The organism is Anabaena sp. PCC 7108, assembly GCF_000332135.1.
Taxonomy (GTDB): domain Bacteria; phylum Cyanobacteriota; class Cyanobacteriia; order Cyanobacteriales; family Nostocaceae; genus Anabaena.
The window spans coordinates 1,434,313-1,456,439 of record NZ_KB235896.1 but is presented as its reverse complement, the minus strand read 5'-3'; the positions used below and the strand labels follow the sequence as shown (position 1 = coordinate 1,456,439).

Genomic DNA, 22,127 nt, shown 5'->3' with positions numbered 1-22,127 from the left:
AGGGATAATAGTATATGTATCTTAAATTACTACTAAGATTAGACTTTTATTATTTACATATAATTCACATGGATGCTTTCGCTCCCACTCCGCCAGAATGGACAAATCAGGCATTTCACGCCTATGAGTTTTGCTGTCCTAAATGTCACTCAAGTAGTCGAGAAGCTGTAGAGGTTTGGCTAAATAGGCGATCGCCTGTAACAACAGCGGATCATCGTCGCAAGTGGCAAGAATTCTACCATTGTCATTGTGGTTGTGCTTGGTGGGCTTGGAGTAGCGATCGCCCTACCCCCCCAACGAATTTGTCTGAACAAAAATGAGCCTTTAAACAACAATGTAGAGACGTTTTTTCAACATCTCTACATTTGTCAGGGTAAGGTAAAATCACATCTACACAGGAAAAACCTAATTTTACCTTAGTTTGTGTAGATGCGATTTTCTAAGCTAAACCAATCTTAGAAACTGAAGGTGGTACGGAGTGTACCAACATAAATTGTGTCGTTATTATCGTTGTGTTCAGGATTGAGGATTACCAACAAGCCTGGTGTTACCAGAATGTTGTCAGAAATCTTCATCTTGTACAGACCTTCTATATGGTAAGAAGTGCCGTCTTCTTTTGTAATACCACTACCACCAGTAACTTTAGGTGGTTGTCCGAAAACCAGACCTAAAGTGTTACCTTCTCTACCGAAGTCTTTCACAGCCAAGTTAGCAGCCCAGTAAAATAGGTCTGCATCTCGATTATCAATTTCACTTTGCGCGGTGGTGTAACCAACCCAACCGCCAAGAGTCAATTTAGAACTAGGACTGAAGGCAGCTTGCAAACCATAGTTGTCGGATGTGGTAGCAACGTTACCAAATGGTCTGCGGGCATTAACAGTTCCTGTACTACTACCAGTGCTACCAAAAAGGTCTACTTCTCCACTCCGTTGATAAGTCCGAGCGTAGGTTAAACCCACGTTGAAAGCTTTATTGGGCTTGAATGCTAACTGACCAAAAATGGTGCTATTACCATCGAAAATGCCGTTTTTATCACTGGGGTCATTAGCACCCACTGGGGCTAAATAAGCGGCACTCAAGCTAAATGCACTGCTAGGCTTCAATTCCACCGTCACACCAGCACCACCTGAACCTTGGCGATAGATGGGACTAAACCGTCCATAACGGGAAAGAGCGCCTGAACCACTGCTCTTAAAGTCAGGGTTGAAAACATCAATATTCTCGTATAACTCAGCACCAGTAGCGTCAACTTTGACACGTATTTTTTCACCAAAATTGAAAGCGTAGTTTACTTTATCAATCTCAACGTTGTTTTCAGTATCTCCTGCAAAGCCCAAACGAGTCATTCTTGTGCCAGTGACAGCGTCGTTTTGAATAATATTTCCAGAATTCAAACGAACTTGCAACTTGTCTGTACCCATGAAGCTGCTTTCTAAACTCAACCGCACTCGATTAGAGAAAGTTGTATTTGCTTCCAAATCGTCATTACTACCATCAGCTTTTTTATCCCCAAAAGCTTGCTCTACAGCAAAAATCGCTTCACCTTTCAGCTTGGTGGTGGTGGAGAATTGATTAGCTTCCAACTCACTGGTACGAGCTTCTAGTGCGTCTACACGTCCACGCAGAGTTGCTAATTCAGCAGAAAATTCTTCTTGCAAGCGCTGTAATGTAGCCAAGTCTTGCTTGTTGATCATGTCAGCTGTCGCTGTAGCGATCAGTTCATTAACTCGGTCTAAGCAGGCATTCAAACCAGCTGCAAATTCATACCGAGTCAAAGCTCGATTACCACGGTATGTACCGTTGGGATAACCGGCAATACAACCGTAGCGTTCAACTAAAGACTGTAAAGCTTGGAACGCCCAGTCTGTGGGTTGCACGTCGGAAAATTGAGAAACAGATGTTACCTGACCAATGTTGTTAGCTTCTTTGGATAACTGAGCAACGCTTGTTGCTTGTTCGTCAACTTCAGCAGCCAAAGCGCTGTTTGCAGACAGAAAAGTAGCTGCAATAACTGGACTAACCTTCAGAACATTCCAAAATAGTTTTGTCATGTTTTTAATCTCTCTCACACCTAAACAAACTCCACGTTATGATAAAATCTCTTTTTAATTCAGAGAATTTACACATAAATTTTCTGTAATTACTATACAATATCTTTCGCAGTTAGCACAACCCCCTCTGCTAACCTTTAATACTCAAACCTTAGTGAATTTAGTAGGTAAATTCAGCACAATACTACGTTTGTGACGTAATATCTTTCCATCTTCTTCAAATTGCTGCAATAGACGTGTGATTGTGACTCGTGTTGTATTCAGAACTTCCGATATATCCTGATGAGTAACATTCAAATCAATCAATTTACCCTGTTCTAAATCTCGACCAAATTTTTCACTTAACCACACCAAAAATTGCCATAATTTTAGTGAGGTTGGTTTTCGGTGCAATATGCTTAAAAGCTCTTCGGCTTGTTGGATATGGCAGAGTAAAGCATCTACATCTTGATACCAAAGATGAGGAGGAACAATGCTTGCTTCCACACTGGTTAAACATTCAATTTGGTAAGGTTTGACTTTGGACAAAGGATAGCCAACTATATCTCCTAAGCCCCAGTAACCCAACGTAATAGATGATCCCTCTTCGCTCCAGGTTAAGGTGCGAACTATTCCTCGGTCAATACGCCACAGTACATCCTCTCGGACTGGAATCACTGCTCGACGAGTAAATAAATGTTGGATTAACGGTTTGCTTAGAGTAGATTTTAGGGTGTGATTTGTAGAATACGTCATTTTAATGTTGGATTAATTAAGAAATTGAAATGAGGTATCCTAAGAATTAATCACTAGGGAAAATCCTTAACTGATTGAAGCCATATTTTGATACTTTAATCGGGAAAGTTTAAGAATAGGTAAGCTTCTAGTGAAATGTATGTTAGTTAACTTATTAGTTCAATTTATATGTTATTATTAATACAATTATGAAAAAATTCAGTAACAGTAAAAAGTTGATTTCAGTGAACAGACTGATAGATAATAACTGCAAACTGTTCACTGATGATTGTTAATGACGTTGACCAGTGACGATATATGCCACTCGTTGACCAATATTAGTAGCGTGATCTGCCATGCGTTCTAAACAACGAATTGCTAAAGTTAAGAGTAGAATTGGCTCAATCACCCCTGGAACATCTCGCTGGTATGCGAGAATTTGGTATAATTGGTCATAAGCATTATCTACAGTATCATCCAAATACTTGATCCTTAGCCCACTCACTTCATCCAAATCCGCCAAAGCTACTAAGCTAGTTGCTAACATTGACTGGGCATGGTAAGACATGAGGGCAATTTCTGGTAGAGAAGCATGAGGAGGATAAGGAAAATTTTTGATTGCTATTTTGGCTAAATCTTTGGCGTAATCCCCAATCCGTTCCAAGTCTCGTACTAACTGCATAAAAGCACTTAAACAACGCAACTCTTGAGCAGTAGGTGCTTGGGATATCATAATCGATGTACAGTCAGATTCTATTTGTCTATAAAAGCGATCAATTTTCTTATCTAATCGGGGCAGTTCCTCAGCGGCTGTTAAGTCACGGGCAAACAGGGCTTGGTGACTGAGACGGAATGATTGTTCGACTAAAGCACCCATACGCAATACATCACGCTCTAAACGCCTAATGGCGCGTTCTGGCTGTGGTCTTTCTGGCTTGGGATTATGAACAACAGCTTTCACACTTTTAATCTCAAAATAGAAGATATTTTTTTAACTATAGTCTTGAGTGGATGAGTTTGCCATGACCTCAGGGAGTTGAATTTGCATCCAGGCTCCGCCTGTTTCTGGATGATTCATCGCCTTAATGTCACCGCCATGAGCTAAGATTATTTGCCGGACAATCGCTAAACCTAAGCCACTACCAGTAATAGCGGTTGTTGAACTACTTTCCGACAGTGGGGAACGATATCTAGCTTTATCCCCCCGGTAGAAGCGCTCAAATACATGGTGTAAATCTTCAGGGGAAAAACCCACACCGGAGTCAATGATATTAATTTCCAAGATTTGAGAATTGCGATCGCCTGGAAAAAGTTCCTTAGCTGTTATACATTTAACTTCAATATGAATAGTTGTGAAAGGAGGGCTATATTTGATGCTGTTATCCAATAAATTAACCAATACCTGATACATCCGTGATTTATCAGCCTGAATGCAGATATTTTCGGAACCAGAATAAGTCATATTGAGGGAATTAAGCTTGGCCAGTGGTTCGAGGGTTTCCCACACCGAGGCAATCAGCGATCGCATTTCCACTGTTTCCAGATGCAATTGCATGGTTGAGTTTGTTTCCATTTGCGTCAGTTCCAGCCAGCTTTGCACCAAATTAATCATCCGATCAACTTCCTGCATCAAGCGATTAACCCAACGGTCTAAGGGCGGTTCTAAGCGAGATTGAAGCGTTTCTGCCACCAGACGAATGGAAGTCAGGGGAGTTCTCAGTTCATGAGCTAAATCAGAAAAAGAGCGATCGCGCTGCTGATTCATATCTAGCAACGGTTGGTGATTTTCTAAGAATACTCCTACTTGTCCTTTCGGTAAAGGCAAGCTGGATGCTTGTAAAGCTAAAGATTTTAACTCTGACATAGCTGTAGCATTTTCACGAGAGGGATGAAAAACCCACTCTCTCACTTGGGGTTTTTGCCAATCACGAGTTTGCTCAATTAGCTGATCAAGTTCATAAGACCTTACCAACTCCAGTAACAAGCGTACCTGTCCCGCTTGCCATCTTTGCAGATGTAACATTTCCCGTGCTTGCTGATTGCACCACAGCAGCTGATTTTCTTCGTCTACTTGCAAATATCCCAGAGGTGCAAAATCTAGCAATTCTTGATAGGTTTGCAAAGACAGTTGTAGATCTTGCTGCTGTTGCTTCACCACTGACATTTCCTGTCTTAAACGACCCAGCAATGGCAACTCTATTCTATGAGAATTGGAGGTTAACGGTTGGAGTACACGTTCTAAATAGCCGTTTAGTTGAACCTGTTGCCACAGCCAAAACCCAAGTCCGACCGCTAAACCCAGAAAAAATCCCAATAAAAGCATTTGATTAGTTGCAGTATAATTACTAAAAACTAGCAACTATCGCCAGCGATTAGCCAAATCGATAGCCAAAACCTCTCACAGTCACAATATATTCTGGATGGCTGGGGTCTTGCTCTAACTTTTCTCGTAACCACCGGATATGAACATCTACAGTTTTGCTATCCCCAACAAAATCAGGCCCCCAAACCTGATCTAGTAATTGCTCTCGTGACCATACCCGCCGAGCATAACTCATAAACAATTCTAGCAAGCGAAATTCTTTAGGCGAAAGATTCACCTCTTGTCCACGCACCAGTACACGACATTCTTGGGGATTAAGGCTAACATCTTTATGCTTGAGTACTGGAACTTGTGGAACAATACTTAAACGTTGACGGCGAATCAGGGCGCGACACCGGGCGACTAATTCCCGCATACTAAATGGTTTAGTTAGATAGTCATCTGCGCCTACTTCTAAACCCAGCACACGGTCAGTTTCACTACCCTTAGCACTCAGCATCAAAATAGGTACTGAGTTACCTTGATGGCGTAACAGACGGCAGATATCCAGTCCGTTAATTTGTGGCAGCATTAAATCTAAAAGTACCAAATCAAACGGCAATTCTCCAGAATTAGATTCGCAGCTTTTGAGATATTCTATGGCTGATCGTCCATCAGCAGCAGCAATTACCCCATAACCTTCTTCCTCCAAGGCCACAACAAGCATTTCCCGGATCAGTTCTTCATCTTCCACGACTAGAATGCGGCTGGTTTGTCCGATATCCGCTTTGGCAGAATACTTCGTTAATTCGCTGGTATACATTGATAACACAATATGTTGAGATTATGCTTGTATCGATAATTCTTTGACTGTGGATTTATCTTTGGTAAATTGTATTGTATATAACAAACCGAACTTATTATAAATCACATTGACTACCTGCGTCCAAGTATTTTTAGCGACTTTGTATATTATTTTAAATGATTTGGATTTCTTCTTGACAAGAGCAAATTGCTTGAGTAAAATTAATTAGTACAAAAATACTATCCTAGTTTCACCAAAGAAATTTGAACTTAACAAATCTTGACTACAAGGTGTGTATATATTTTCTTGGTTCAGTATTTATACTGTAATCCAAGCGATCATTTAAAAGCTAACCTTATGTCTGCATAGGGTATGTCTGATATCGTATCCGGTTGAATACTTATGATCAGAGAACCGCGCGGAGAGTTTTTTTAATAAGCGATTACCGAGCATGATATTAAGAAGAGTAACGTAAATAATTAAAGGTTCGTAGTGAGGTCTTTAGACCTCTATATCTCCTGTGGTCGATGCTTTGCTAACGAGACGTTACGAGGACAGCGAAGCCTCGTCTTTGGCGATACAAAGTAGGGCTAAAGCCCACACTACGAGCCAATTGCAGAATTTGTTACTTTACTTAATTTGATTTATTTTCGCCTACCTACTTACTACTCAATCAATCATTATCATTACCTATTCCAGGGAGTTGAAATATGACCACAGGTGCAATTAAAAACGGTAAACAACAACTTGTACAAGCATTTGAACAAATTCGTGCTGAAAGAAAAAAACTAGAATCCAAAATAGCCACCAAACAAGAAGAAGCAGAAAAGGTAAAAAACCAAGAAATTCTCACAGCAGCTTCTACTTATACAGTTGATAGTATTGTTAAAGGTTTAGCTGATTTACAGTTAGAGTTTGGCAGCATAGTCAATGCACTTGCTGAAAAATTAGCTAGAGAAAATGCTAAATTAGATGAACTAAGTCACGCAATAGAAATTGAAACGCAACGTCTACAAGAACTACAGCAAATTAGAATTGTAGCCGATACTCTAGATGTTTTTACTCAAGAACATCTAGAAAAATTAAAAGTTTTAGAACAAGATACGGCGAATAAACGAGAAGCATTAGAAAAAGAAGTTTCTTTGAGGCGGAAAGAATGGCAAAAAGAGCAAACTGAATTTGCAGAAAAACTGCAAAATTACAATGAATTATTAGTTAAAGAACGCCAACAAGAAGAAGAGGAATTTCAATATAAATTAGAAACAACTCGCAAACTCAATACAGATGCTTATGAAGCGAGAAAACGCAAATTAGAATTGCAAATCCAAGAAAATACACAACAGAAAGATAAAGACTGGTCGGAACGGGAAAAAATTATTACTGAACGTCAACCGCTATTTCTTGAATATCAACAAAAAGTAGCTGCATTTCCCACTGAACTGGAAGAAGCAATTAAGAAAGCTAGGGAAGAGGCTATTAAAGACACCAGCCAAAAAGCAAAAGTTGAAGCTGATTTATTTGAAAAAGAATGGGAATCTACTAAACAGAGTTATGAATTTAGAATTCAATCTCTGGAAGAAACAATTACTAAACAAACTGAGCAAATTGAAGGTATCGCTGCTCAATTACAAACTGCACTGAAACAAGCTCAGGATTTAGCAATGCGGGCTTTTGATACTTCTAATGGTAAATAAATCTTGCTTGGCTAAAATTCCCATAAATACAAATTAAGTCTGTGCAGATTTAATTATTTTTGATCTAGTGAATTTTGAATTTTTAGGAAGTTTATAATGGCAGCTAAAAAACCGAACGAGAAAAATACTAAAGCGGAAATTCTTCAAGCTTATGAAGAATTAGCCAAAGAAAAAATCGCCCTGAAATCTGAACTAGAACAAGCACAAAAATCAACTCAAACCGTTCCCCAAGAAAAACCAAAGACAGAACCTAAAATAGTTATGACTCAGATTAATAGCATTCAACAAAAGATGAATAATACTATTGAAAGCTTGTCCAAAATACAGCTAGGTTTTGGTAGTGCTGCTAATGAATTGTCAGAACAGCTAAGTACAAAAGCTTCTAAGTTGGCAGAAATTGGTGAATCTGTAAGAAATGAAATTCAGCAATTATCCCAATTGCATACTTTAGAAGTATCTGAAGATATTTTAGAGACTTTAATTGCATCTTATGATGATAATGAAAAGGCTTATCACGAAGAGTATAGCCAACGCTATGAAATTTTATCTCAAGAAATATTAGAACTTAAGAATACTTGGACAAAAGAACAGGAAGAATATCAACGCACAATTAAAGAACGAAATGAAAATATTAACAGAACTAGACAAAGGGACGCGGCCGAGTATAAATATAATTTAGAACTCCAGCGTAAACTAGGGAATGATGAATATGAACAACAACAGAAAATTTTATCTAAACAACTAGAAGAACTGCAACAAGAAACAGACAAACAGTGGACTGAACGGGAAAAGGAAATTTCTGAACGAGAAAAACAATTTGAAGAGTTGAAAACTAAGGTAGAAGTATTCCCGAAAGAGAAAGAAGCTGCGATTAAAAAAGCTACGGAAGAAGGGAAAGGTATTGCTGGTTATCAGGCTAAAGTAAAAGCAGATTTGTATGGGAAAGAAGTGGAAGGACAAAAGCGTTTTTATGAACAAAGATTGCAATCTTTAGAATTGACAATTACTAATCAGCAAACGCGACTTGAGAACCTTTCCAGACAACTAGAATCTGCACTCAAGCAAGTTCAGGATTTAGCAGTTAAAGCAATTGAAGGAACTGCAAATGTCAATTCCTATCAGGCTATTAAAGAAATAGCTTTAGAACAAGCAAAAAGTCAAGTAAAAAATAAATAGATTAAGTAATTAAGAAAGGGGTTTAGCACTGCTAAACCCCTACGGAATTCTGAATTCTGTAATTATTCTGTTTTTGGTTTTCCTAATCCTGGAGGTGGTTGTCTTCTTTTAGTTTTTGTGTTGTTGTTTGTCTGGTTTTGGTTGGAATTTTGGTTAGAATTGCCGTTTTTATCAGACATAAAAGTTAACTGTATAATCGGTGATGATTTTAGCTACACCCAGAATATCAATCATTCCAGAAATTGATGCAGCTTTACGGAGAAACTTATTAAGCGAAGTTAGAAAAGTCGAAATTGGGGGGAATATCTTGAAGTCTTCCTGGTCCAATTGCTTTTAATCCTTCTTTGAGAATAATATCGCCGGTATACAAAGCTTTTCCTACTATCACACCTGTTACACCTTGGGGTTCTAAAGCTAATAAACTTAACAAATCGGTGACGGAACTGACACCACCAGAAGCAATTACGGGTATGGAAATTGCCGCTGCGAGTTCTCGTAATGCGTCTAAATTTGGACCTTCTAGCGTACCGTCACGATTGATATCGGTGTAAATTATGGCTGCTGCACCTAATTCTTGCATTTGTACTGCGAGTTGCGTGGCTAATACTGCTGATGTTTCTAACCAACCGCGAGTGGCAACTAAGCCGTTACGGGCATCTATACCTATGATAATTTGTTGGGGAAATTCTTGACAAAGTTCTTGAACTAGCTGCGGTTGTTCGACGGCGACAGTTCCCAGAATTGCCCAATTTACACCCAGATTAAATAATTGTTGCACACTTGAGCGATCGCGCAATCCTCCCCCAACTTCAATGGGGATAGAAAGATTATTTCTAATGGCTTCAATTGCGGCTAGGTTGACGATTTTACCAGCTTTCGCGCCATCTAAATCAACTAAATGTAATCTGGTTGCGCCTTGGTCTGCCCACATTTTCGCAACTTCAACCGGATTTTCGCTGAATACTTGCGATCGCTCGTAGTCTCCTTTATATAGTCGCACACAGCGACCTTTTAGTAAATCAATTGCTGGTATGACTTCCATAATTGGTAATTGGTAATTGGTAATTGGTAATTGGTAATTGGTAATTGGTAATTGGTAATTGGTGATTTCTAAATTATTATTTTCTCTTCCCTATTCTCTCTTAACTGTCACCTGTCACCTGTTCCCTGTTCCCTATTCCCTATTTCCTGTACTGCTTGGCGAAAACCTAAGACTAGTAAGATGTTAGAGAGAGTTAAAAAGACTTCTGCGCTACCATGTAACCAGTCTATGTTAGCTAATTGTTCTCCATAATGGACTTTGGCGTAAATGCCGGCGGGAATGGTGACAGCAACAAATACCAATGTGCCGTAAAATCCATATAGGGCTAAACGTGGCATTTGTGGACTGCGGCTGATAAACCACAAGAAACCCAAATAGGGAAATAGAGAGAGGGCAAATAGGGTTTCTTTTGATATCATTGTTCTGATTTGATAGATTGTGCTTCAATTGTGTTTGCAGACTTGGTAGAACGCCAAATTAGATAAGCTGCTGCCCACAAGGTAAAATTACCAACTAATGTCATGGTAGCTTGCAGTGTCACTAACCATTCTAATGATTCGGAATTGTCGAAATAATGCCAAGTGCAAGCACACATTGCACTAATTAAAGCTGGTAACATACCAAAAGATAATCCCCACCAACTACGATTTTTGGTAAGTTCACCATAAGTCCAGATTAGCCAAATAGCGGCTATCCATTCAATGACGCTAGAAATATGAATTATCCAGGTAGGAATCGAAAGTGCGTGCATAATTAATTCAAAATACAAAATTTAAAATCTAAAATCTAAAATCCAAAATGGGGAAAATGCGAGTTTTATTGTCTGGGTATTACGGTAAGGGTAATGGTGGTGATGAAGCTTTGTTAGCGACACTTCTGCAAATGCTACCATCTGATGTCACTCCTGTGGTGCTTTCTGGAAATCCTGAAGAAACTCATCAACGTTATGGTGTGGAATGTTACAACCGCATGGCGTTTTTACAGGTAATCAAGGCTTTGCGTTCTTGTGAGGTTTTTATTTGGGGTGGTGGGAGTTTAATTCAAGATGTGACTAGCACCATTAGCCCTTTTTATTATGGCGGATTGATGGCTTTAGCTCAAGTCATGGGTTTGAAAACTGTGGCTTGGGGACAGGGAATTGGTCCTCTGTTGCGTTCCCAAACTCGGTTTTTAGCCAAGAGGAATTTTGCAGGTTGTACGAAAGTGAGTGTGCGCGATCGCTCTAGTTCTAGTTTATTATCAGATTGGAGTATACCTCATATCCTTGCACCAGACCCGGTTTGGGCGTTGGAATCGAAGCCAGTACCGGAATTAGCAGATTTACCAAAACCCAGAATTGCGGTTACTTTAAGAAATCATCCCCAACTTACAGAAACTCGGTTAGCAAATTTAACTCTTGCTTTAGTTAATTTGCAAAAATCTACTCAAGCTTTTATTTTATTATTGCCATTTCAAAAAAGCGAAGATTTAGGAATTGCTGAAAAAATTCAAACTCAATTAAAAGACGGTAGTAAAATTATCTGTTTGGAAGAACCGCAACTTTTAAAAGGCGTGTTTCGCGGTGTGGAAATGTCTATAGGAATGCGGCTACATAGTTTAATTATGGCAGCATCAGAAGGTTCTCGTTGTTTTGCATTGAGTTATGACCCAAAAGTAAATCGCTTAATGGAAGATTTAGAAATACCTGGATGGGATTTAAAGGATTTACCAGATGATGTAGATTTAATTAGTAAAACTTGGATTGATTATTATAATAAGAGTGAATCTTTGTCAGATGCGAAAATTCAATCTTTGGTAAATGCGGCTTTTTTGCATCGGGATTTGTTGAAGGAAGCGTTAAAATGAGATTTATTCTATAATTTAGTTAAGGTTGATATCATCCATAAGGAAATTTATTATGACAGCTATCACCGTCAACTTAAACCCTATTATCCAACTTACCGACAACCAATTTTATCAACTCTGTCGAGAAAATCCTGAAGTCAAATTTGAACGCAATGCAGACGGAAAATTATTGATAATATCACCTACAGGAGGAATAACAGGAAATCAAAATGCTGAAATTTCAACAGATTTTGCTATTTGGAATCGTCAAACTAAACTAGGAGTTTGTTTCGATTCTTCTACCTGTTTTAAACTTCCCAATGGTGCAAATCGTTCTCCTGATGTTGCTTGGATAAAAAAAGAGAGATGGGATGCACTTACACCAGAAGAACAAGAAAAATTTTCACCAATTGCCCCAGATTTTGTTTTAGAATTAATGTCACCTAGTGATAGTTTGCAGGAAACGCAAACCAAAATGCAAGAATATATAAATAACGGAGTTAAATTAGGTTGGCAGGGGAAACGCATCTAAATTTTATTGACAAAATATCGTTTTAATGTATAAACCAATAAATCCCAATTTATCGTTTGATTGATTTTTTCAGAGTCATAGTGATGGACTAAAATATTGTCAATAAGGGGTCATTAATGCAAATATTTTGGTCATTATTGAGATTAAATTGCCCTTATTGATAAGATGCGTTTCCCCTGATTAGGTTGGTTAATTAATCTGAAAATGCGTCAAGTGGAAATTTATCGTCTTGGTAAACCAGTGGAAATCTTAGAATTTCCTCAAGAATTATCAGGTGAAGATGTTTTACCGGGGTTTATTTTAAATATGGAAATTGTTTGGGGATAGATATTACTTCTTATTTTAGAAATTAACAAAAACTATCTAGCCAGAAAACTCAATAACAAATTTTGTTTTTCCAAATCTATATGTCCTTGAGACTGATTATTCTCGACTACTTTCCAAAAATAGTTCCGTATTTTAGTAATATGTTTAGTCACTTTATCAATTCCCTTTAAAGTATGAATATTTTTAGGTAAACGTCCACAAAAAACAGATGGAACAACATCTAATAACCACCAATCAAAAAGTTCTCGTCTACCTTGCGAACCTGGAAAAATAGCATAACCCTGGAAGCAATCATCTAAAATATTTAATATGGCTTCTCTAGTTTTCACAGATTCCAGTGCTTGCAGCATATTCTCAAAAACATCAATAGCCTCATCAAGAGCTTGATATTGTCCCAAATAATTCTGATAATCCCGAAATGAAACGTTTAAATTTTGCTGATAATTATTTTGAGGATAGATCCAATCTTGAAAAATATACTGAAATATCTTACCAGTTATTGTCTCACGAGGTAAATAAGTTTTAATCGTTGGTTGCACAGCGATTCCCATAACTATAGCCATAAAAAAATAGCAATAACTTATATCTAAACTATTTTTTTCTTTTTCTTTTTCTATTGCATCAAATACTGTGTTTAAAGATTTTTCTAAACTTATTCCCTGAATATCTTTTTCTTCATATAATTCTGCATAAGAATATCCCTGAATTCTCTCTATGACTAAACGTAAAGAATCAGGAATTTCACTAGCTAAAATTAGAGGAGACTTTTCAACTTCATGTAATATGAATGTCATAGTTAATTGCTACTTGGAGGATAAGGATATGTCCAAGAAATATTTATTGTTACTTCAGGAAATTTTTGCTCGAACTGATTTATAACGCGTTGACAACTTTCACAAGGTTTTCTTTCTGTGTAAAGATACAGTTGCCCTCTAACGCGGTTATTATCCTTATTGTAGATAAATTCTAAAGTTTCTGCAATAGCTGATAAAACCTTATATTCCGCATCAGTATCCATAGGAGTAGTACGTCGTGAGTGGGAATCTACAGTAGGTTCAAATTGTCCTCCCTTTGACTTAGGTTCTGGTTTAGGTGCTGGACTGTTGGCTCTAGATGTTGCACCCATTCCAAAAGCTTTACCATCTTCTAATCGTACTTCGATAATAGCAATATTACCTTTCGGAAATGGTTTGTTAAGATATATCTGTCGGATATTAGCTGCATCTGAGATTAAATTTGGTTCTTCCATTTTGCACTGGTAATAATAATGAAATAATTAACATGAAATAATTAATGCAGCTTTTTCTAGATTACGGAGTTAAATTAGGTTGGTTAATTAATCGGAAAATGCGTCAAGTGGAAATTTATCGTCTTGGTAAACCAGTGGAAATATTAGACTTTCCTCAAGAATTATCAGGTGAAGATATTTTACCGGGGTTTATTTTAAATATGGGAATTGTTTGGGGATAGATATTAAGCTTTTGTGCATTTATAATTTATATTGCAGATATTTGGACAGGCAAGATGCCCGTCCCACAAGAGTTTTATTTCAATATGCTGTGCAAATTAGAGATTTTTTAGCTTGTTATTTACTTGCACTCACAATTCCTGACCATTGCACCTTTTTCTCCCTTTCCCGTCGATAAGAAAAGAAATGCTCTGGAGTTTGGAAAGTACAATAAGGTGCGATCGCAATTTGTTCTACACTAATTCCCAATTGCTCCAACTGCAAAGCATTCACCCGACGCACATCTAAACGCACCTTTCCTGGTTCTGGATCTGCAAATAAAGGCGAATCAGGTAAATTGTGTAAAGCAGTAATAATTTTTTGTGGATCATTATGTGGTATAATAGTGTTTCCAATTTCAGCGGCAACTTCCACTGCAACTTGGTAAACTTCGCCGGCGATAGCAGGCCCCATGGCAATTCGCAAATCTTCTAGTTTGCTGCCTTGGGATTGCATTCTCTGAATAGCTTGGGGGACAATCTTTGCTGCCGTACCCCGCCAACCAGCGTGTAAAGCTGCCACCTGTCCGATTTTCACATCTCCAATCAGCACCGGTGTACAATCGGCAGAAGCCACCCAAACAGCTTGTAAAGGTTGCTCACTGATTAAGCCATCTGCCAAAGCCAAGTTATTTTCACCTGTACTTAACTGGATATCAACTTCTTGGGGAGTCAGGACAGTATTGCCATGTACTTGTTGTAAACGATAAGCTAAAGCGTCTGGTTGCAGCACTTTTGTTAACTCATGTGGCGGAAGAGGCCAAAACTGCTGCGTAAAGAAACCATGAGGCCAAAGTTCTAATAGATTACAAGTCAGGTAGGGTAGACCTTCCCAATTGTGCCAGTGCCAAGTGTGCATCTTTAACCAAACCTAAACAAAAAATTTAAAACCGCCAATCAATGCTAACGTGAACAACGGGATTTAGGGGAACAGCGGTGGAATTTGATCAGCAACTTTTGGTAAATACTCTGAAAGCAGAGCGTGAGTATACAGATTTACCATATTCTCTACATATTTTTGACAGCTTATCCTCAACTAATCAAACTCTGTGGGAATTACTCGCCCAAGGAGAAAAACCAGGATGTGTCGTTATTGCCACACAACAAACCGCAGGTAGAGGGCAATGGGGTCGTCAGTGGCTATCTCCTACTGGCGGACTATATCTGTCGGTTGGGATTTCTTCTAAACTAATAGCGGCAGATGGATATCAGCTAACTTTAGCCAGTGCTTGGGGAATTGCCGCCCAATTGCGAAAGTGTGGCGTAAGTGTAGGCATAAAATGGCCGAATGATTTAGTATTGGATGGTCGCAAACTAGGCGGCATTTTGACGGAAACCAAAGTCTATAAAGGACAAGTAACTCAAGCAGTAATTGGTGTGGGTATTAACTGGGTAAATCCAGTACCCCAAACCGGCATCAATTTAGAATTGTGGCAAAAGTCCCAAAATAGACAACCAATTCCTAGTCTGGAAATTCTCACCTCCAGAGTTTTGCTGGGAATAGAATCCGGTCTAGAGTGCCTAAGTGACGAAGGAATAGGCATACTATTATCTCGTTATCTTGATTTACTGACAAATATCGGTGATCAGGTGTATGTGAATAATAATTTAGGCACTGTAGTTGGGGTAACACCACAAGGAAATCTCCGTTTAAGAATGGCTACATATGATACGAAGGAATCAATAACACCAGAAATTTCCGTCGCACCCGGTACAATCAGTTTAGGTTACTGTAAATCTTCTGTTTAACTTTTAGGTTTGTTAAAAATTTAGCTCTTTGGGCAAGACAAACCACTGACATCATCTCTTTAAACTTAATTACTCACAACTGAGAGAACAAATGACTCAGCGCCATAAATCTGCCCATAACCACTTGCATAATTTGCAGACAGAAGGTTTAAAAAAGAAACGCTTTGCATCCACATTACCAGCCCAAAGTCTCTGCTGGTTGAGCAGCATTAGCCTCCTTGGTGGTGGTTTTGTGTCTGCTCAAATGGAAACATCGGTAGATAACATTGTTCCTACTAATGACAATTCCCAGCCCGCAGCGGTTGCCGAACCAGTCAAAAAAGCTACTGTTGCACCAGAAAACATGGAAGCGCAGCCAGATTTTGTGGCACGTCGAGCCAGACTCAAAACAAAACTTAACCGGGAAAAAGTTTCCCAATCAAAACAACCTGTCGTAATTTCTCAACCCAAAGTAGAGAATTCTGAACCTGAACCTACTGTAAGAATTTCTAAACCCAGAGTAGAGAATTCTGAACCTAAGGCTACTGTCAGAATTTCTAAACCCAAAGTAGAAAGAGTACAGGCTGAAAAACCGCAAACTTCTGCTAATTCAGCACCCGATCAAGCCGTAGAATTTGTTAAACCAGCAAATAACTCAAACGAAACTGCTAGTACCACCGCCAGGAAAACAAAAGATTACAATAACACCCTCATTGACCCCACAAATTACAACGGTACTGCTACAAGTAACTATGAAGCACCCAGTTCTGTAGTAGTCACAGAACACGCTGGGGGCTGTCGAGCGGTTTTCTCAGCACGAGAAATTGCTCGTGGTGCTTGTGGTAAAAAAGCAATTGACAATCCCCGTGTAGCTGATTCTCTCAAAAAATCAGCACCCACTTGGCTGAGAAAAAGTGAAACCGCTAGTTTAGACAAAGTACCACCAACAGTCCGGCAAATAGCAACCAAGGACAGCCCAGAACCTCGAAATGCTGTTGAGACTGTTGCTAGTGCTGTGAATAACAGAAGTTGGAGTAATTCCCACATTGGTCGTAGCAGTCATACAAAAACTGCATATCGCTCCAATCGTTTTATTCCTCAACCAAGCGAATTCAGCACTACAAGCGTGAGTGCTACTCCCATTGCGCCTAGTTTTGGTAGTTTACCTGCACCAATGGCAGAGGGTAACATTGCACCTCGCCCCAGCAATGTGTCTTATGAGTTTTCGCTGGCATCAGTCTTACCACAAATTCCTTATAGTGGTGCTGTTGCTTATCGTGGTGGTGGTGGGGGAATGATGTTTCCCCTATCTGTAGCCGCGCCTATTACTTCTTTGTTTGGCTGGCGGGTTCACCCTATTACAGGGGATAGACGTTTCCACGCTGGTACAGACTTGGGTGCGCCAATGGGAACACCAGTTTTGGCAGCGGCTAAAGGTCAAATCGAAACTGCTGACTGGGTTGGTGGTTATGGTTTAGCAGTAATTATTAATCATAGTTCTGCTCAACAAACTCTCTACGGTCATATGTCAGAAGTCTTTGTTCGTCCCGGTCAATGGGTAGAACCAGGAACTGTCATTGGTCGAGTTGGTAGCACTGGCAACTCTACAGGACCTCACCTCCATTTTGAAGTCCGCCATTTGACAGCAAATGGTTGGGTTGCTGTTGACCCAGGTGTACAATTACAATCTGGACTCGGTAACTTGGCGCAAAGCACAGGCACAGCTTCTGCACAATAGGTTGATGGGGAGATGGGGTGACGCGAGGAGTAGGAGACGCGGTGACGGTGGGACGCGGGGACGCGGAGAGTTTATTTGATCAGCAATTAAGTAGATTAAAACCCTCTTTCTCCCTGTCTCCTGCCTCCTGCCTCCTGCCTCCTGCCTCCTGCCTCCTGCCTCCTGCACCCTGCACCCTGCACCCTGCCCCAGTTTACAAATACCCGTGTTCTGTTAAAAATGCGGGTGTAATCATATCACAACCAACCTCATCTACATCTTGATTGGGTTGATTGCCAGGATATAGGAATTTTTCCACGTATTTACCGAGAATATCTCCTTCGAGATTTACCCAGCTGCCAGGAACTAAATAGTTGAGATTAGTTTTGGCATAAGTGACGGGAATCACTGCTACAGTAAAGTGAGACTGTTCAGGTTCATAAGTGGCTACCGTGAGGCTGATGCCATTGACAGCGATGCTACCTTTGGGGACAATGTATCGAGCGATCGCAGGAGTTGCCATAAAAGTCATTTCCCAAGAAGTAGCAGTCTGTTCTGAAGAAATTAATTTCCCAATTCCGTCTACATGACCCATGACAAAATGACCACCGACTTTGCCGCCAACTCGCAGTGATGTTTCTAAGTTGACATATTTTTCTTGAGTTTCTTCTCTACCTAAAGTCGTGCGCCGCAGGGTTTCTGGTGAAGCAGTGGCAATAAACCCATCTTTTAAAATTTCTTCTACTGTGAGACATACGCCATCTACAGCCACACTGTCACCATAAGTCAAATCCTGCATAATTGTCTCAGACTCGCTGACGAAACTAATCTGCCAAGAATTTTTCCCTAAGGGTTTGATAGTACCTAAGCCTTGAATTAATCCTGTGAACACGGTTTTTTGCCAAACTAATTCTATTTATTGCTTAATTTTGGCTGAAATGAACTGTTAATGCTGAAAACAATATAAAACCTTTAAATATAATTTTCAGATTTTTTTTGGACAAACTAACACTAACACATTAACATCAATCTCAAGGCATACTTGAGTAAGAAGATTCTTGTTTTGGTAAAGCAATTTGATTTATTCTGGCATTCACCACAAGTTCGGAGTTTAATAGAAGCAATTATAGAGAATAAAAGCCCTATGTTTACTTCTGTCCCAGAAAAACCCAACCAAGGGTATTATTTACAACTGACTACTCAAGCGCTTAAAGGATTTTAGAGGGTTAGCCAATGATTGAAATGAGAGTCGCTGGTATAGCATTAGATGCCATAACCCGCAGCCCGATTGTACTTCTAAAAGATAGCTCAGATCGTCGGGCTTTACCAATTTATATCGGTCAAGAACAGGCTAGGGCAATTATGGGAGCGCTGGAAAACCAAAAGCCTCCTAGACCTTTAACCCATGACTTAATTGTGAATATGTTAGAAGCATGGAATATGACTATAGAAAAGGTCATTATTCATTCTTTGCAAAAGGATACATTTTATGCAGTTTTGATAGTTCAGCAAGGGGAGGTTAAAAAAGAAATTGATGCCCGTCCTAGCGATGCGATCGCAATTGCCCTCCGTACAAATACACCTATTTGGGTGATGGAAGAGGTAGTAGCTGATGCTTCTATCCCAGTTGATAGAGATGCTGACGAAGCTGAACAGCAAGCTTTCCGTGAATTTGTTTCCAATCTTCGTCCTGAAGATTTGATTAAAAGATTTGATAATGGTGACAGTTAAGAGGTGACAGGGTTAAAAGTCTGTTTGTGTTTAAGTTGCTATCAATGTAAGGGTTTAGCAATGCTAAACCCCTACTAATTTAATCAATTTCATGAAATATAAAATCTTGACAACATAAATCCAAACTGATTTATGCAATATCGACGTTTTGGGAAAACTAATTTACACATCTCGGTTTTTTCTTTGGGAACAATGCGTTATTTAGCTAACGCAGAAACTGCCCAAAAAACTATTGAAAAAGCTTTATCTTTGGGAATTAATCACATCGAAACAGCTAGAGGTTACGGTAAAAGTGAGGAGTATTTAGGTGCAGCGATAAAAGCTGGTTTGTCAGTACCCAGAAATCAACTGTATATTACTACCAAAATTACTCCCACACCCGATGCTGAGACGATGCGTCAGTGTATTGATGAATCATTACAACGTTTAAATATAGATTATCTTGATTGTTTGGGAATTCATGGTTTAAATACCCCAGAACATTTAGAATGCGTACAAGCTAAAAACGGCTGTATGCAAGCTGTACAAGAAGCAGTAAATGATGGCAGAGTAAAACACGTTGGTTTTTCTACCCACGCTTCATTAGATATAATTCTGGCAGCTATTAATACAGATTTTTTTGAATTTATTAATTTGCATTATTATTATTTTTTCCAACACAATGCTTCAGCTATTCAAGCAGCAGCAAAAAAAGATATGGGTGTTTTTATTATTTCTCCCGCTGATAAGGGAGGAAGACTTTATACACCACCTTCAACTTTAAAAGAACTCTGTCAGCCATTTACACCTTTGGAATTAAACTATAGATTTTTATTGAGTGACAACCGCATTACAACTTTAAGTGTAGGTGCTGCAACTCCAGAAGAATTAATTGTACCTTTGGAAGTTGCTGATCATGTTGGTGAGTTAACTTCAGCAGAAAACCTTGTTTTTGAAGAATTAGAAAATCAGCAAAATATAGTTTTAAATACTGATAAATGTAGTCAGTGTTATGCTTGTTTACCTTGTCCTGAAAATATCAATATTCCTGAAGTTTTAAGATTAAGAAATTTAGCAGTAGCTTATGACATGAATGCTTATGGAAAATATCGTTATGGAATGTTTGAAAATGCTGGTCATTGGTTTCCAGGAATGAAGGGAAATCGTTGTACAGAATGCGGTGATTGTTTACCTAAATGTCCTGAAAATTTAGATATTCCGGCTTTATTAGCAGATACCCATGAGAGATTAAATGGGAAAGCTGGGAGAAGATTGTGGAGTTAGTTTTTTATTACCGATAATATACTTATATCAAAATCCTTCTCCTCTCCGCACCACTGTACCTCTGCGTGATCAAAAAAACCACTTTCATAACTACACAAATAGCCTTAAAGTAAAAATAAACATCTACCATTAATAGACTATGCTTACCCAAGAAAAAAAACAAATCGACTGGAAACCCATAATCAAAAAATTCATCACTGTCCTTGGTGAAAAAGGAGTAGTAAAACGCCGAGAAGAACTTATCACCTACGAATGTGACGGTTTAACTAGCTATCGCCAAACTCCCCCAGTTGCGGTTTTACCCCGCACCACAGAACAAGTAGCCGAAGTTGTCAAAATTTGTAATCAACACTCCGTCCCGTTCATTGCAAGGGGTTCAGGTACAGGTTTATCAGGTGGGGCTTTACCATCAGAAGATTCAGTTTTAATTGTCACATCTTTAATGCGACAAATCATCAAAATTGATTTAGAAAATCAGCTTGCTGTAGTTCAACCTGGGGTAATAAATAGCTGGGTGACACAAGCCGTTAGCGGTGCTGGTTTTTACTATGCACCTGATCCTTCTAGCCAGATTATCTGCTCAATTGGTGGGAATATTGCCGAAAATTCAGGGGGAGTACATTGTTTAAAATATGGTGTCACCACTAACCACGTTTTGGGTTTAAAAATTGTGCTTCCTGACGGTTCTATTGTTGATGTCGGGGGACAAATTCCCGAAATGCCAGGTTATGATTTAACTGGTGTATTTGTTGGTTCCGAAGGAACTTTAGGAATTGCGACAGAAATCACTTTGCGAATTCTCAAAAGTGCAGAATCAATTTGTGTGCTTTTAGCAGATTTTACTAGCGTTGAAGATGCAGCCGCAACCGTTTCAGATATTATCAGCGCGGGAATTATTCCTGGTGGTATGGAAATGATGGATAATATTAGTATTAATGCTGTAGAAGATGTTGTTGCTACTAATTGTTATCCTCGTGATGCAACTGCAATTCTGTTAGTAGAAATTGATGGATTAGATATAGAAGTTGAGGTCAATAAAAAGCGAGTAGCTGAAATTTGTAAAAAGAATGGGTCTCGAAATATTACGACTGCTAGTGATCCAGAAACGAGATTAAAATTGTGGAAAGGAAGAAAAGCCGCTTTTGCTGCTGCTGGACATTTAAGTCCTGATTATTATGTGCAAGATGGTGTAATTCCTCGGACTCAACTACCTTATGTATTAAAGGAAATTGAGGCTTTAAGTCAAAAATATGGTTATCCAATTGCGAATGTCTTTCATGCTGGAGATGGTAATTTACATCCACTAATTTTATTTGATAATTCTGTACATGGCGCATTAGAAAAAGTAGAAGAATTAGGCGGAGAAATTCTGAGATTATGTGTAAAAGTAGGTGGTAGTATTTCTGGTGAACATGGTATTGGTGCTGATAAAAAATGCTATATGCCAGATATGTTTAGTGAAGCTGATTTAGAAACTATGCAATGGGTACGACAAGTTTTTAATCCTCAAGGTTTAGCAAATCCTGGGAAAATTTTCCCCACACCTCGCACTTGTGGAGAAGGAGCAAAGGCTGCAATTCAGCAATTTTCAGGAGTGGAAAGATTTTAATTAAGAAAGATCAGCTAATACAGTTTATTTGCGACAGCAAAATCAATATTTACGTAGGTTGGGTTATGCTGTTGCTTAACCCAATTCTTCCAGATTTTAATTCCAC

At 39.0% G+C, this 22,127-nt stretch carries 22 protein-coding genes and 2 pseudogenes; 12 read left to right on the top strand and 12 right to left on the bottom strand.

The annotated features are described in order from the left end of the window. The first annotated feature begins 68 nt into the window (after window positions 1–68). Complete coding sequence (locus ANA7108_RS28650; RefSeq protein WP_084776884.1) at window positions 69–320, top strand: hypothetical protein; 252 nt, start codon at window positions 69–71, stop codon at window positions 318–320. A gap of 135 nt (window positions 321–455) precedes the next feature. Here the strand turns inward: ANA7108_RS28650 and ANA7108_RS0107345 are convergent, their stop codons facing one another. The 5 genes from ANA7108_RS0107345 to ANA7108_RS0107325 form a co-directional block, all read right to left on the bottom strand. Further along, a complete protein-coding gene (locus ANA7108_RS0107345; RefSeq protein ID WP_016950128.1) occupies window positions 456–2,051 on the bottom strand; it encodes an iron uptake porin in 1,596 nt (531 codons plus the stop codon). Window positions 2,052–2,195: 144 nt separating this feature from the next. Beyond that, window positions 2,196–2,786: a Crp/Fnr family transcriptional regulator gene (locus tag ANA7108_RS0107340; RefSeq protein ID WP_016950127.1), complete on the bottom strand. Its 591-nt coding sequence runs from the start codon at window positions 2,784–2,786 to the stop codon at window positions 2,196–2,198. 271 nt (window positions 2,787–3,057) lie between these two features. Beyond that, entirely contained in the window at window positions 3,058–3,726 is a 669-nt protein-coding gene (gene phoU / locus ANA7108_RS0107335; protein ID WP_016950126.1) for a phosphate signaling complex protein PhoU, read from the bottom strand. Window positions 3,727–3,756: 30 nt separating this feature from the next. Further along, on the bottom strand, window positions 3,757–5,088 hold the full coding sequence (locus ANA7108_RS0107330; RefSeq protein ID WP_026104031.1) for a cell wall metabolism sensor histidine kinase WalK: 1,332 nt from the start codon (window positions 5,086–5,088) through the stop codon (window positions 3,757–3,759). 49 nt (window positions 5,089–5,137) lie between these two features. Beyond that, window positions 5,138–5,890 (bottom strand): response regulator transcription factor, encoded by a 753-nt coding sequence (locus ANA7108_RS0107325; protein WP_016950124.1) that lies wholly within the window; start codon window positions 5,888–5,890, stop codon window positions 5,138–5,140. A 692-nt stretch (window positions 5,891–6,582) separates the two neighbouring features. On the opposite strand from ANA7108_RS0107325, the gene ANA7108_RS0107320 reads away from it, so the two are divergent. Continuing rightward, complete coding sequence (locus tag ANA7108_RS0107320) at window positions 6,583–7,566, top strand: hypothetical protein (RefSeq protein WP_016950123.1); 984 nt, start codon at window positions 6,583–6,585, stop codon at window positions 7,564–7,566. 96 nt (window positions 7,567–7,662) lie between these two features. Beyond that, on the top strand, window positions 7,663–8,742 hold the full coding sequence (locus tag ANA7108_RS0107315; RefSeq protein WP_016950122.1) for a hypothetical protein: 1,080 nt from the start codon (window positions 7,663–7,665) through the stop codon (window positions 8,740–8,742). A gap of 268 nt (window positions 8,743–9,010) precedes the next feature. On the opposite strand, the gene hisA is transcribed toward ANA7108_RS0107315, so the two are convergent. The 3 genes from hisA to ANA7108_RS0107295 form a co-directional block, all read right to left on the bottom strand. Then, window positions 9,011–9,784: a 1-(5-phosphoribosyl)-5-[(5-phosphoribosylamino)methylideneamino]imidazole-4-carboxamide isomerase gene (gene hisA, locus ANA7108_RS0107305; protein ID WP_016950120.1), complete on the bottom strand. Its 774-nt coding sequence runs from the start codon at window positions 9,782–9,784 to the stop codon at window positions 9,011–9,013. A gap of 107 nt (window positions 9,785–9,891) precedes the next feature. Then, window positions 9,892–10,203 (bottom strand): DUF3593 domain-containing protein, encoded by a 312-nt coding sequence (locus ANA7108_RS0107300; RefSeq protein WP_016950119.1) that lies wholly within the window; start codon window positions 10,201–10,203, stop codon window positions 9,892–9,894. Beyond that, complete coding sequence (locus ANA7108_RS0107295) at window positions 10,200–10,535, bottom strand: DUF2499 domain-containing protein (RefSeq protein ID WP_016950118.1); 336 nt, start codon at window positions 10,533–10,535, stop codon at window positions 10,200–10,202. Before ANA7108_RS0107295 ends, ANA7108_RS0107300 begins: the two co-directional genes overlap by 4 nt. A 47-nt stretch (window positions 10,536–10,582) precedes the next feature. Between ANA7108_RS0107295 and csaB the strand changes: the two genes are divergently transcribed. From csaB to ANA7108_RS28645, 3 genes and pseudogenes are all read left to right on the top strand, one after another. Then, window positions 10,583–11,629, top strand: a complete 1,047-nt coding sequence (gene csaB, locus ANA7108_RS0107290) for a polysaccharide pyruvyl transferase CsaB (protein WP_016950117.1) — start codon at window positions 10,583–10,585, stop codon at window positions 11,627–11,629. Window positions 11,630–11,681: 52 nt separating this feature from the next. Beyond that, window positions 11,682–12,122, top strand: a pseudogene (locus ANA7108_RS27010) (Uma2 family endonuclease); the annotation flags it as partial. Window positions 12,123–12,332: 210 nt separating this feature from the next. Further along, complete coding sequence (locus ANA7108_RS28645) at window positions 12,333–12,467, top strand: hypothetical protein (protein ID WP_369750738.1); 135 nt, start codon at window positions 12,333–12,335, stop codon at window positions 12,465–12,467. Between the two features lie 32 nt (window positions 12,468–12,499). Here the strand turns inward: ANA7108_RS28645 and ANA7108_RS0107280 are convergent, their stop codons facing one another. Together ANA7108_RS0107280 and ANA7108_RS0107275 are read right to left on the bottom strand one after the other, a co-directional pair. Next, window positions 12,500–13,261, bottom strand: coding sequence for a hypothetical protein (locus tag ANA7108_RS0107280; RefSeq protein WP_016950114.1), 762 nt, complete (start codon window positions 13,259–13,261; stop codon window positions 12,500–12,502). A 2-nt stretch (window positions 13,262–13,263) separates the two neighbouring features. Continuing rightward, window positions 13,264–13,716 (bottom strand): deaminase domain-containing protein, encoded by a 453-nt coding sequence (locus tag ANA7108_RS0107275; RefSeq protein WP_016950113.1) that lies wholly within the window; start codon window positions 13,714–13,716, stop codon window positions 13,264–13,266. A gap of 44 nt (window positions 13,717–13,760) precedes the next feature. On the opposite strand from ANA7108_RS0107275, the pseudogene ANA7108_RS28640 reads away from it, so the two are divergent. After that, window positions 13,761–13,937 (top strand): annotated as a pseudogene (locus ANA7108_RS28640) (Uma2 family endonuclease); the annotation flags it as partial. Window positions 13,938–14,052: 115 nt separating this feature from the next. On the opposite strand, the gene pgeF reads toward ANA7108_RS28640, so the two are convergent. Then, window positions 14,053–14,832 (bottom strand): peptidoglycan editing factor PgeF, encoded by a 780-nt coding sequence (gene pgeF / locus ANA7108_RS0107265; RefSeq protein WP_016950111.1) that lies wholly within the window; start codon window positions 14,830–14,832, stop codon window positions 14,053–14,055. A 77-nt stretch (window positions 14,833–14,909) separates the two neighbouring features. Here pgeF and ANA7108_RS0107260 point away from each other — a divergent pair, with 77 nt between their 5' ends. Beyond that, entirely contained in the window at window positions 14,910–15,722 is an 813-nt protein-coding gene (locus tag ANA7108_RS0107260; RefSeq protein ID WP_016950110.1) for a biotin--[acetyl-CoA-carboxylase] ligase, read from the top strand. 91 nt (window positions 15,723–15,813) lie between these two features. After that, window positions 15,814–17,439 carry a M23 family metallopeptidase gene (locus ANA7108_RS0107255; RefSeq protein WP_016950109.1) on the top strand — a complete coding sequence of 542 codons (1,626 nt, stop codon included), beginning with the start codon at window positions 15,814–15,816 and terminating at the stop codon, window positions 17,437–17,439. A gap of 193 nt (window positions 17,440–17,632) precedes the next feature. Here ANA7108_RS0107255 and ANA7108_RS0107245 read toward each other — a convergent pair whose 3' ends face one another. Further along, window positions 17,633–18,310 (bottom strand): riboflavin synthase, encoded by a 678-nt coding sequence (locus ANA7108_RS0107245; RefSeq protein ID WP_016950107.1) that lies wholly within the window; start codon window positions 18,308–18,310, stop codon window positions 17,633–17,635. Window positions 18,311–18,651: 341 nt separating this feature from the next. Here ANA7108_RS0107245 and ANA7108_RS0107240 point away from each other — a divergent pair, with 341 nt between their 5' ends. The 3 genes from ANA7108_RS0107240 (at window position 18,652) to glcD (ending at window position 22,021) form a co-directional block, all read left to right on the top strand. After that, window positions 18,652–19,149, top strand: coding sequence for a bifunctional nuclease family protein (locus ANA7108_RS0107240; RefSeq protein WP_016950106.1), 498 nt, complete (start codon window positions 18,652–18,654; stop codon window positions 19,147–19,149). Window positions 19,150–19,281: 132 nt separating this feature from the next. Next, window positions 19,282–20,412 carry an aldo/keto reductase gene (locus ANA7108_RS0107235; protein WP_016950105.1) on the top strand — a complete coding sequence of 377 codons (1,131 nt, stop codon included), beginning with the start codon at window positions 19,282–19,284 and terminating at the stop codon, window positions 20,410–20,412. A 139-nt stretch (window positions 20,413–20,551) separates the two neighbouring features. After that, the gene (gene glcD / locus ANA7108_RS0107230) at window positions 20,552–22,021 is read left to right on the top strand and encodes a glycolate oxidase subunit GlcD (RefSeq protein ID WP_016950104.1); all 1,470 of its coding nucleotides are present in this window, start codon (window positions 20,552–20,554) and stop codon (window positions 22,019–22,021) included. Window positions 22,022–22,127 lie beyond the last annotated feature (106 nt).